10 protein-coding genes and 2 pseudogenes are annotated in these 12,093 nt (G+C 37.3%); 2 read left to right on the top strand and 10 right to left on the bottom strand.

The features are described 5' to 3' along the window. Both CRG87_RS06925 and CRG87_RS06920 read right to left on the bottom strand, forming a co-directional pair. The coding region (locus tag CRG87_RS06925) for an FAD-binding protein (RefSeq protein ID WP_133125492.1) at nucleotides 1-466 on the bottom strand (466 nt) is incomplete at its 3' end. Between the two features lie 11 nt (nucleotides 467-477). After that, a complete protein-coding gene (locus CRG87_RS06920) occupies nucleotides 478-1,725 on the bottom strand; it encodes an MFS transporter (RefSeq protein ID WP_074425970.1) in 1,248 nt (415 codons plus the stop codon). A gap of 111 nt (nucleotides 1,726-1,836) precedes the next feature. Here CRG87_RS06920 and CRG87_RS06915 point away from each other — a divergent pair, with 111 nt between their 5' ends. Beyond that, the gene (locus CRG87_RS06915; RefSeq protein ID WP_074425971.1) at nucleotides 1,837-2,748 is read left to right on the top strand and encodes a LysR family transcriptional regulator; all 912 of its coding nucleotides are present in this window, start codon (nucleotides 1,837-1,839) and stop codon (nucleotides 2,746-2,748) included. Nucleotides 2,749-2,805: 57 nt separating this feature from the next. On the opposite strand, the gene CRG87_RS06910 is transcribed toward CRG87_RS06915, so the two are convergent. The 5 genes from CRG87_RS06910 to CRG87_RS06890 are packed head-to-tail and all read right to left on the bottom strand — an operon-like array spanning nucleotide 2,806 to nucleotide 8,225. Beyond that, complete coding sequence (locus CRG87_RS06910; protein ID WP_074425972.1) at nucleotides 2,806-4,119, bottom strand: extracellular solute-binding protein; 1,314 nt, start codon at nucleotides 4,117-4,119, stop codon at nucleotides 2,806-2,808. Between the two features lie 50 nt (nucleotides 4,120-4,169). Continuing rightward, nucleotides 4,170-5,465: an MBL fold metallo-hydrolase gene (locus CRG87_RS06905; RefSeq protein ID WP_074425973.1), complete on the bottom strand. Its 1,296-nt coding sequence runs from the start codon at nucleotides 5,463-5,465 to the stop codon at nucleotides 4,170-4,172. Further along, nucleotides 5,449-6,273 carry a carbohydrate ABC transporter permease gene (locus tag CRG87_RS06900; protein ID WP_046306031.1) on the bottom strand — a complete coding sequence of 275 codons (825 nt, stop codon included), beginning with the start codon at nucleotides 6,271-6,273 and terminating at the stop codon, nucleotides 5,449-5,451. Before CRG87_RS06900 ends, CRG87_RS06905 begins: the two co-directional genes overlap by 17 nt. Beyond that, on the bottom strand, nucleotides 6,274-7,140 hold the full coding sequence (locus CRG87_RS06895) for a carbohydrate ABC transporter permease (RefSeq protein WP_074425974.1): 867 nt from the start codon (nucleotides 7,138-7,140) through the stop codon (nucleotides 6,274-6,276). It lies immediately after the preceding gene. After that, complete coding sequence (locus tag CRG87_RS06890; protein ID WP_074425975.1) at nucleotides 7,140-8,225, bottom strand: ABC transporter ATP-binding protein; 1,086 nt, start codon at nucleotides 8,223-8,225, stop codon at nucleotides 7,140-7,142. The genes CRG87_RS06895 and CRG87_RS06890 overlap by 1 nt, the downstream gene beginning before the upstream one ends. Nucleotides 8,226-9,066: 841 nt before the next feature. Here CRG87_RS06890 and CRG87_RS06885 point away from each other — a divergent pair. Continuing rightward, a complete protein-coding gene (locus tag CRG87_RS06885; RefSeq protein ID WP_074425976.1) occupies nucleotides 9,067-9,891 on the top strand; it encodes a helix-turn-helix domain-containing protein in 825 nt (274 codons plus the stop codon). 241 nt (nucleotides 9,892-10,132) lie between these two features. Here CRG87_RS06885 and CRG87_RS08300 read toward each other — a convergent pair. From CRG87_RS08300 to CRG87_RS06870, 3 genes and pseudogenes are all read right to left on the bottom strand, one after another. Beyond that, a pseudogene (locus CRG87_RS08300) lies at nucleotides 10,133-10,438 on the bottom strand (DNA/RNA non-specific endonuclease); the annotation flags it as partial. A gap of 14 nt (nucleotides 10,439-10,452) precedes the next feature. After that, nucleotides 10,453-11,127: pseudogene (locus CRG87_RS06875) on the bottom strand (DNA/RNA non-specific endonuclease); the annotation flags it as partial. A gap of 102 nt (nucleotides 11,128-11,229) precedes the next feature. After that, a partial coding sequence (locus CRG87_RS06870) for an exonuclease domain-containing protein (RefSeq protein WP_101138713.1) occupies nucleotides 11,230-12,093 on the bottom strand: 864 nt, incomplete at its 5' end.

Raw genomic sequence — 12,093 nt, 5'->3', positions numbered from 1 at the left:
GCTCTTCTGCCTTAGCAATTACCCAGTTACCGTAACCCATTTGCCAGTACTTACCGTCAGGCGCTGTTGCTTCATTTCCTGTAGGAAAGGCACGGTTACGTTCAGTTTCGTAATGCGCATCTGGTGTTGCCTTAATGTATGCACCATGGGGTTGCAAAACTTCATCATCGAGCCAATCAACCATTTCTGAACTGTTGTCTGCCCAAACGTTTAATAGACGCTGATCAACGTTGCCTTGGTTAAAAGTAGAAATAAAGTTAACTAATTCGTTACGGTCGATTTCAACACCGGCCTTCTTTTGTGCTTTACTGTGAATTGCAGCAATCGTTTCGCGGTATAAATAGCCAGCACTGCCCATTTTATCAATGACCAAAACCTTGGCACCTTTTTCGGCAGCAGCCGCAGCGGCCATTCCACCAGCGTTACTTGCACCAACAACGATTACATCATATTCTTGGTTGTTCATAAAAATACTTCCTAACTATGTGATTGATCAAAGTGATTTTTAGCAATAACGGCTACTAAGGCCATAATTACTACAGTGATAATTGCAAAGAAAATGTACACCGCAACAAAGCCGCCCATTTTTTCCGCAATCAAGTTATTAACTGGCATTGCGAATGCACCAATTAAAAAGGCAATTGAGTTAATATAAGAAAATCCTTTAGCAAATGCTCTTCTACCTAAAGCTGCAGTTGCAATTGTCGTAATACCAGTTCCGAGATATACATAGAAAACATCATTAATCCCTGCGCTGAAAATTGCCAAGCCAGCCGAACGAGTATTGGTGGCAATGATTAGTAGTGCATAAGAGATAACTGCTAACAAAAGCCATGCTAAACTTGCTTTTTCGGCCCCATACTTGTCACAAGTTGAACCAACTAATGGATTAAGGAAAATATCAAATAGCATTGCTGAAGTAACCATGAAGCCACCTGCAGCACCATCAAAGCCTGCAGAGACAGCGTAAGTTGGAAACATCTGATTTAAGACAGCTGGGAATTGTAACAAAATTACGATTACTAGTAAAAGCCAAAAAGTGGCTGACTTGAAGAGTTCATGATTAGAAACAGGTTTAACCGTTTCAGCTTCGTCGTTTTGTGCCGCCTGTTCATTAAAGCCATATGGCTTACGTCCTTCTTTTTCAGGTGAGAAGTTAACACCAAATAAAGCACAAGGCACACTTAAGACAGCTACAATCATAGCTAAAATTGTTAAGCTGCTTTGCCAACCAACCTTTTCAATTAAAACTGATAAAATTGGGCTCATGATTCCTTGAAAAACAGAAGTAATTGCCCAGCAAAGTCCAACCGCAAAACCTGCTTTTTCCGCAAACCAGTTATCAAGCAAAATACCAACTGGTGTAAACGACATAAATGAAATCGCAATCCCGATAATGATGGCAATAATGAAAAAGAGCCAAATATTGGTAAAATGCGGCATCAGAATTAAGCTGACTGCAACTGCCAAACTGGCAACTACATATAACAAGCGATTGTTTACCTTAGCCAAAATTTTGGGAACATTTGGTGTCATCACAGCCATTGTTAAAACCAAAACTGTGTAGTAGTAAGATAAGGTTGAAACCTGAGTATGTAGAGCTTGGCTTAATGGAGCTAAAAATGAACCCATTAAAACCATACTTGAGCCCAAACATGCTGCAGAAATCAAACCTATGCAGCACATAACTACCCAGGGCCTAATATTCCTTTTTTGATTATTCATCAAAATCACCTCTAAATACTAATTCTTGAATACAGCTTGATATTACATCAATAATGAGGGTGTGATAAACTGAAAACCGAATGGCATAATGACAAAAAGGAATATTAAATCATGAATTCAACTCAGGTGAACTGTTTTTTAACTTTGGCTAAAACACTAAACTTCACGCAAACTGCACAAAAAATGTATCTCTCACAATCGACTGTTTCTAAAAACATCAAGAACTTAGAAAAGGAATTACAGGTTAAGCTCTTCAAACGTGGCTATCATCAAATCGCATTAACCGATAAAGGAAAGATTTTTTATAATCAAATGGTGCTTTCCACGGCTGAAATTAACGACACAATTATTAATCTGCGCCAAAGTAGCGCCATTATGCGTCCTAAAATCAAGATGGGCTACACAGATCTGCCCTTTGAAAAAAAGTGGTTACCTGTTGCACTAAGGCTGATCAACACACAGACTAATCTTGAGCTAAAGCCTTTTTTCGTTGATCCTGGTCAAGAACACAATATCAACAAGCTGATTTGCGATGGGACAATTGATTTGATGCTCATGCAAAAAGATATTATTAACGAAAAAGATGAAACACGTTACGTCGAAGTATTACAAAAAGGCTTTTCCGTTGTTGTTCCGCAGGGAGACAGTCTTTTTATTAAAAGCAACATCGATTTTAGTGACTTGGCTAACCGCCAAATTTATTTGTGGAATGGCCACGATAATTTTCCTGCAATTGAAAGTCTGAAATTTAGTTTACAAAGTAGTCCCTACGATATTAACTACCAAGAGGAAATTGACTCCTCGGTCTTAATCGCATATGTCCGGGCAAAAATGGGAATTGGTATTGTCCCTAGCATTTTATACAACAAAGAAGATACCGATCTGCGCTATGTTCCTTTAAAGACAGATCAAAAACTGTCTTATGGTATTTTGTCACTAGTCAATTCAGAAAAAAGAGCTAACATTAACATAGTCAATAAGTACATTGCACAAGCCATTAATATTTCCAAAACGCAGTGGTAAAGCAAAAAAGGATTCGTCATCAAGACGAATCCTTTTTATAATCTTGCTATTTAGTTTTTATTGCTTCCAAGCAGCATCAAATTTTGACTTGCCTGTGTTAATTGCATTATTAACATTTTGTTTCTTTTGTGCAGCAGCGAAAATATTTTGCATAATTGGGTTTAATTGACCATATGCAGCTCCAGCATTCTTAACAACAGGAACGCTGTAGAGGTTCTTCATTGCGTCTTCCAATTTAGCTGGTAATTTAATCTTCTTGTTGTCTTTGTATTCAGAAGATTCTGCAGCAGCATTGTTAACTGGGATGTAACCAGTTGCGTTTGCCCATTTAAGTTGGCTAGTCTTTGAAACTAAGAACTTGATGTACATGAATGCAGCAGCCTTTTGATCAGCAGATGCATGGTTAAACATGTAGATATCAGTACCTTGTGACATAGTGTATTTGCCAGGACGTGGAGCAACATCGTAAGTAAACTTGTTGCCTACACCTTGCTTAACAAAACCTTCACCAGCTGAAGTACCGATGTACATTGCAACTTTTTGGTTAGCGAATGGTCCTGATAGGTAGTGCTCTGAACCAGCTACTCTGAAGTAACCATCCTTGATACCATCAGCATAGTAGTTGATAACTTTCTTAGAAGTTGCACCAGCAAAGTCAATCTTGCTTGAGAAATCTACGCCTTCATTCTTCATACCTAAAGTATAGTAGTTTGATAATGAGTCAAAACCAGCACCAACAACTTTATGGTTACTCTTTTCATAAATTGTCTTAGCGTCCTGCTTCAATTCTTCCATTGTAGCAGGAGCTTTCTTGATACCGTATTTCTTAAACATGTCAGCATTATAAGTTAAAGTTTCAATTGACTTGTTAAATGGAATACCGTATTGAGTTCCGTTAATCTTAGCACCATCTAAAAGAGCGGTTTTAATATCAGAAGCCTTAGCACTTCCCCAACCAACTTCTTTGTTGTTAATGTATGGTGTCATATCTACCAACATCTTATTCTTAGCTGCAGTTTGTAGCCAATCTGGATAAGCCTGTGTAATTGTTGGCAAATTGTTTGGTGACTGCAAGGTTGAATTAATCTTAGCTTGCAAGTCATTGTATTGACCTTGGTTTTCTAACTTAACCTTGATCTTAGGATTATCCTTTTCGAATTCCTTTGTTAATTCCTTCAAGGTATCCTGTTGTACCCCGGTCATTCCGTGCCACAAAGTAATAGTGGTATTCTTCTTAACCTTAGTAATCTTAGATGAACTGCTAGATGATGATGACGAAGAAGAATTGCTTCCGCCATTAGAACAAGCTGCAGTACCTACTAATGTCAAACTAACTGCAAAAGCAGCAGCAAGCTTTTTACTTAACTTCATTTGGTAAACCTCCCAAAAAATAAAAACTAAACAACAATTTTTTTGATTAACTAAAGCGTAATAGTTTGATTACGCTTCGGTAAAATCCGTTCTCCAAATGGGTTCTCTTCCAGCTCCGGATGCAATGTGTGCACCGGAATTAAGTTTGCTGGTTGAACCTCCTTAATAATTTCCTTGAGTTCTTTTTCATCTGCGTGACCGGAACAACGCAAGCCTTTGAACTCAATCTTTTTATCTGACAAAGCTTGCAGGAAAGGCTGATAAGCTGGATCAAAATCACCCAGCGGCTCAGCGTTTGAGTGGATGTATAATCCACCTTCCTGTAAGTCAGTATAATTACCAACTGCTTGCCAGAGGTATGCATGATTGTCGTTTAGCAGTTCCTGATAAGAAACTTCTAGTTCCGGTTGCAAATCTGCAAATTTCTCTTCCCCTGGCAAGTAATAGTAATCAAAGTCCTTGCCCAAGCTTTCCTTGAGCAAGTGCGCTCTTTGCGCATGCAAAACAACGCGGCGCGGTGAATCTGCAATAATGCGCAAGAGTCGCTCAACATTAGTAGGGTATGTATTAAATGTAATCTGCCGCTCAGGGTTGTCTTTTTGCAAGTCAACAAATTGAGCAGTCAGTTCATTTTCATTCTTCGGACCAGTGAATTCTTCACTTGATTGATCGTGTTTTTCTTCTGGCCAAGAAACACCGGTACCTTCAATAATTAGGGCATCACAGTTCTTAGCAGCTGCCAAAAATTCGTGTACCCAGTCAGGGTGATAACCGTGCAAGCGAATATCACCAGTGTAAGCAATTCGCTTATCTGGAGTAGTAATAATTAGACCTGTTGCACCATACGCATCGTGGTCACTTGGCCAAACTTCAAGCGTAATATCACCTACTAGAATTGGCTTGCGGTACTCTGCTGCAATAATTGGCCGAACGTAACTTGCTTCATGACCAGCAGCTGGTAATAAGAAGTCACCGTGTTCGTTTAAAGCTGGCATCATCTTGGCAGTAAGCGGGCCTGCATATAACGGAATCTCTGGTGCCAAGAAGTTCATTGCCTTACTGTGATCAAGGTGCAAGTGTGACATATAGGCAGCAGCATGTTCCCAGCGTTGATGCTCAATTGGTTTTCCAGTAAGTTCAGGATCGTAAAAGTTAGGAACATCACCAATCAACTGATTTTCAATCAAAGTTTGATATTTTTCATCAGGCAAATCTAATTCAGGACGATATACTTCACCCAAATCAAACAAAACATGTGATTTGTTATAAGCCACTTCGATCATTGGTCCGCCAATAGTTGTTAGACCATTATAAAAAGTGATAGATGTCTTAGCCTTTGATGTCATTACGTACTACTCCCCTAATAATCTGTTTTCTAAAGATGAAATACAAAATTAAAATTGGTAAAACAGTCAGTGTTGCTGCTGCTAGTTGCAGTTGGGTTTCGCTACCAGCATCAGAAGCAAAAGCAGACAGACCATTGTTTAACAATCTCATCGTGTCTTCGTTGGTAACAAGTAATGGCCACAAAAATGAATTCCAACCTGAAATAAAACTCAACAAACCAACTGTAAAAAGACCACTCTTTGACATTGGTACCAAAATTTTCCAAATGTAATCCCAGTCGCTTGCCCCATCAATCATTGCCGCTTTGTAAATCGTGGTTGAAATTGAGCCAAAATAGCTTTGTAAATAGTACATGTAGAAAATCGAGGTTAGAAATGGCAAAACCAAACCAATATAGGTGTTAAGTAAGCCAAGATGAGCAATTGTATTATAGTTAGTAAAAATAATTGCTTCACCTGGAACCATCAAAAGAGAAAGCATCACCATCTGGATGACCCCCTTCCCCTTGAAACGCAGGTTAACCATTGCAAAGGCACCAAGTAGTGAATTAAATAGACTAACTACAGTCGTAACTGTTGCCGTCAAAACTGTGTTAAAGAAGTAGCGACCAAATGGGGCTCTAGCAAAAACCTTTGCATAGTTAGACCACTCAAAATGGTGCGGAATTAATGTTGGTGGAATTGATGTTGTTTCCTGAAAGTTCATCAATCCGCCTAGTATCATGTAAATGAATGGAAAAACGGTGATGAAAGCAAAGATGAATAAGATAATATAACTGAAGACAACACCTAAACGAATCTTTTTCACTTAATTTTCTCCTATCTTCTTCATCATCTTACGTTGTAAGAATGTTGCAAATAAGATAATCAGGAACAAGACAACCGTCGCTGCCATTGCAACCCCTGGAGTACCCACTGTTTGGAACTTATTGTAAATGTAGAACACAGCAGTGGTTCCAGAGTTACCAACACCAGCGGCACCATTAAATAACGCATAGACTGATGTATAAATCTTGAAGGCACCAATGATATTCATTGTCAGCAAAAAGGCAATTGTTGGAACAAGTTGTGGCATTGTAATTCGCCAAAACTTATCTTTGCCACTAGCACCATACATATCGGCAATCGTGTAGAAGTTAGGATCAATGTTCCTAAGTGCACCCATCAGAATAACAATATTGAAGGCCAAGGAAGACCAAATACCGAAAATAATAATGGTTGTTAAAGACATTGCTGGATCATCAATCCAATCTGGCGCTGGCAAGTGTACAGCCCGCAACAAAAAGTTCAACATTCCGTAATCGCCGTTGAAAATGTACCGAAAGACAATTCCGATTGCTATCGTTGACGTTACATATGGCATGAAAAAGGTGGTCTCAAACAATGCCTTATGTTTAACTTTGTCAAAAATAATCCAAGCTAGCATAATTGAAATTGCTAAACCAACTGGTACCGAAATTACGGCATAGAGTAAGGTGTTTTTAATTGCCAACCAAAACTCGGGATCATTAAAAATGTACTTATAATTATTGAATCCAGTCCAAGTTAAATCGATTAGTGATCCACTTTGGAAACTCATGCCAAAGGCACGTAAAATAGGATAAATACTGAATAAAGTTACAAAGATAATTGTTGGTGCTAAATACAGCCACGCTTTTTTCTGATTGGTCTTCATTAGTAAACCCGCTCCCCATCAGGTGTAAATAGAAATACACGGTCAAGTCTCATTTTAAGGTTAACTTGATCACCATGATTAACTGGTACTTCAAGACTAATCAAAGAGCGCGCTTGAGAGTCATCATGTGTAAATTTCAATATACGTTCTCGACCAATTAATTCGACATCATCAACTTCCACGTTAAGGATACCGTCTGAAGCAGGAACAATGTTCTCAGGGCGAACGGACAATAAGTATTCACCGTTAGGAATTGAGCGTTTAAAGCGTGACTCATCTAAATCAGCTAATTTGATGGTGAAGTCAGTTCCCTGCAATTCATCATCGGTCTTTGTTACCTTAAAGTTGTCAATTACGGGGTTCCCAACAAAGTTAGCAACAAAATAATTATTAGGCTCTAAATAGAAGTTTTCACCCAGGTCATCTTGTTGAATGACACCATCATTAAACAAAATAATTTTATCACCAATTGATAAAGCTTCTTCTTGATCGTGGGTAACAAATAAGGTTGTAATACCAACAGATTTAACCAAAGAACGAATTTCTTCACGAATCTTCAATCTCAATCTGGCATCAAGGTTACTCAAAGGCTCATCCATCAGAAGAATCTTAGGTTCTTGAACTAGTGCACGCGCAATCGCTACTCGCTGCTGCTGTCCACCGGATAAATTACCAGGCTTTTGATCAGCTAATTCAGTAATCTGCGTTAATTCCATATACTTTTCGGCAATTTTTTGCGCCTCAGGTTTAGACTTTTTGTTTTTGCCTACTATTAAAGGAAACATTACGTTTTGCAAGACTGTCATATGAGGATACAATGCGTAGTTTTGAAAAACATAACCAATATGTCGGTCCTTAGGCTCGACATTTACTACTGACTTCCCGTCAAATAGAATTTCACCTGAAGTTGGATTAAGCAAACCTGCTAAAATATTCAGAATGGTTGTCTTCCCACAACCAGAAGGTCCTAAGAGACAAACCAAATCACCTTTTTTAACAGAAAAGCTGACATTTTTGATTGCTTCATGTCCATTATCATAAACTTTTCTGAGATTTTTCACTTCAACGAATTTGTTGTTATCCATTAATCTGCACCACTATATCTTGTATTGCTTAAAGTTTTTCTTCACTAATTTTATGATAAAAACTAGCTGAATACAACTGATTTTATCTAATAAAAATTCGTACTTCGATTAAAAAACACTTGCTTTTTCTTTCAATATTCGTTTTTATAGCTAAAATCACAAATTATTGACGCATATTCATTAATAATGTTCTGCTTTTGCTAATCTATCATTTTATACCAATTGCTAACTAAACTTGCCAAGTCAACTTTGAAGCAATTTTTCCATAAAGTGCTTTTTTAATCCGAATATTAATTTTATCTTTTTTCACCTAATTCAGTTAATTAGATATTTATATATATAAAATAAATTAAGAATAATATCATCTTTGACTGCATACAAAAAGCACACTCCCATGACTGTCGTTAGGAATGTGCTTTTATATCATGCATTTAAAAAATGCACTCAAGAAACCCACTACAATATTTCATTCTATAGCTTACTAATAACTACAAAATAATCTGCTTGTCTACGATGTTATTGAAAATATAGTTTTGCATTTGCAATTTAATTAGTATGAACTATTAAATGAAGTTTAACTTACTCAATTCGGCATCATTACCTTAGAATAGTGCTGCTAAGCAGCCAAATAAGAAAATAAAGTTAGAAATCATTTTTCCCCTTCTTTCTGTGAAACCTATAAGTTTTAAAGAATACATATATTCATCATTTATTCATAAAGTGATGATAATATATCCCTTACAATTAAATAATAGTACTAACTAAAGATTAGTTTAGTGAATTGTTGGCTTATTTCACATTAACCTTATTCAGATAAGCCATTGAAAGGGGGTAACTTGCAGTGAAATCTTTCGGGGAAACAATAAAAGGAATCAGAACGGCGCGCGGTATTACCCAATCTGAGTTAGCTGGCTCTTTAATTAATCGAACCACGCTCTCTAAAATCGAAAATTCATTTGAAGAACCTTCTTATGAAAATGCAACAAAATTGATCAAACGATTGGGCATCACCCAAATTGAATTTGATTACATAAGAAACGATTATCAGTTTAATGCCAAAGAACAAATTATTTTTGATCTTTTCAATATTGCCTATAATTCTGAAGTTAATAAAATAGCTTCTTTGCTTAACCGCTGTGAGCAATTTCCTAATGATCAGGAGATTCAAAAAATCAAAGTCATTCTAAAAGCATTTAATGCAAGCAGCTTACGCGAAGCACGTAGCTTAGTCATCCCACTTTGGAAAAACCAGGTGTCCAAAACTGACAACTGGAATGTTCTTGATCTCTATTTACTTAACATGATTTTTTTCGTTTTTGACGATGACACAATGATTGGTATTTCAAATCGTGCTATTAAAACAATTGAAGAAAAATATCCATTTTTAAAATCGCTAGAAACCAATTTTGTTCTTAACAAAGCAGCCATATTGATGAACAGACAGAACTTTGATGATGCTGCAATGATATTAGTTAAAGCAATTACCTTGGCCAAAGCAACCTTTCGCTATGATAAATTACTAATGGCTAAAGGGCGACTCGCAATTTGCCAAAAAGATAAAAAAGAAGCACTTTATTGTTTAAAAGTGCTTAAAGAGATTGAAGCAGACGATGTCTATAATGGATTGAAAAATGAAATTGAGCAGTTTGATTCCCGCTTGTCTTAACGCGATTACAACAGACAAGACTAAAGACCGCTAATTTATTTAAGCAGTCTCTAGAAGGGTATATTTTTATTGTTTTTACAAAATAGAATTATATTTAGGAAAGCCGACTTTAATTTATCTGACTTTCCCCGTTGCCTATGCTAATCATCCTCCTTTACTCTAAATTCTAAGAGGGTGAATCACTACCATTTAAAAATGTTCCATTATTTCACATTTTGCGCGAAAAAAGCTTACTACATAATTAGTAGTAAGCTTTTTGATTTTCATTTTTAACTTGTATTTCGCGGTTAACCTTTGCGCGTCCGTTTTGATAATTGAACGAAAAACCAGGTTGAACATTGAATAAATAAACATTAAAGTCGAGTGTGCCATCAGTCGAAACAGCCTGCAGGTTAATTCCCCGTGCCATTAGCTCCTCGCCACGGAATATTGGCGTAGCTTGGTAGATAACTCGCTTATTTTCTCTTAGTGCTTTTCGCACCCTACTTTCAAAAATAGTTTGAACTCTTTGGTTTGAATAGGCCGACTGTGTAAATAAATTTTTAGGNGGTAGATAACTCGCTTATTTTCTCTTAGTGCTTTTCGCACCCTACTTTCAAAAATAGTTTGAACTCTTTGGTTTGAATAGGCCGACTGTGTAAATAAATTTTTAGGATTATTCTGATCACCGGAAAGATTGCGTGGATTAAAATTACCCGCTTGATCAATTCCTGCGGAAACAGAATACGCAATTAGGTGCCCACGGTTATAAATTTGTGTCCCATTACGCCGATTGTAGTGCCAAGCTGTCGGTTGAACATATTGCTGAACTCGTAAGCTATCATTAGCAACATTTCTTTTTTCCAAAAAGGCAGTGTTCGAGCGAGAAGTCCGATTTAAACTATCTAAGTTTGCATAAATAACGCGGTTAACGCGCCACGCATTTTTAATCAACGTCGACTTATCATTATTCACTGTAATGTATGCTTCATCGCCACTCTTAAAATCAAGCTTAGCTAATTTAGCATAATCTTCCTGTGATAAGCCACCGTACACTTTGGCAGCTGGCTTAGCCTGATTAATTTTGTTTTTCTTAGCTGGTTCATTACGTCCAATACGTTCGATTGTTTGGTGTCCGCTAGGATCTGAGCCACCTTTGGTTGAAACAAACCACAACAAAAAAAGAATGATAATGACAATTGCCCAAAAATCACTACCACTATTTTTTCTGCTTTGCCGTCTTCGCTTGCGAGCCATTTAGTCAGTCCCTTACTTAAATAATAACTAAGTATAGCCAATCGAACTGCTGTTTGCAACAAAGGTAAATAAAAAAGCAAAGATTGCTCTCTACTTTTTACTTTAAGACCTAGCCCAATCATCAAGCATATTTAAGAAGTAGCTTTCGGATAGTCGCTTAATCTTACTACCATTCTTATTGTATTCCTGAGCTTTCTGCCATGCCTCATTGTTTTTACTGAAAAAGTGATCATCATCAATAATCAAATAATTCGTCTCCGGAGTAACAATGGTTTGGGCTTGACCGCCCATGTTATTAACCATTAAAGCTGCTTCATCATTATCCATGCCAATTCCATCTGCAAATGTGATCAGCTTGTTACTAATCGGATTGCGAAAGCCTAGTTCCCAGGCCTCAAGTTCTGCTTCAAGTAAGTCCACGTTTTTGATTTTGCCTTGCGCCTCTGCCAAAAGTTCATCGGTAAAATGATCGCGAAAATCATCGTAAACCTTTTTGGTATCGATTGAATCAGCCAAGCCATGATGCTGCTCTTCTTCTGCAATCCCAGCACGCTGAATACAGTCTAGCAACCGGTTATGTTGGAACGGATAGTACGCACGTGCAAGTCGCAAAACATCAACATAGTCATTGTTTAATGCTGGCAAATGGAATTTTTCCGTCAAATCATATAAAAAGTTCAAGTCAAAGTTAACGTTATAGCCAATAATAATATCGTCGCCAATAAATTCGCGAAATTCAGTCATTGCTTCTTTAACAGGTACACCTTCGCTAAGTAAAAGCTCGGTGGTAATTCCGTTTAATTTAGTTATAAAGGCAGGAACTTTATTTGATCTTGGATAAACGACTAGCTTACTAAATTCTGCAACAATTTCGTTATTGCGCACCTTGACCGCACCTAGCTCAGTCACATGGTCACGATAGGGATTAAGTCCAGTCGTTTCAATATCAAGCATTGTGTAATCAGA

This window comes from Lactobacillus apis, assembly GCF_002837055.1.
In the GTDB taxonomy this organism is placed as follows: domain Bacteria; phylum Bacillota; class Bacilli; order Lactobacillales; family Lactobacillaceae; genus Lactobacillus; species Lactobacillus apis.
Note: the sequence above shows the minus strand (reverse complement) of the source record. Positions and strands in the feature narration are given on the sequence as shown.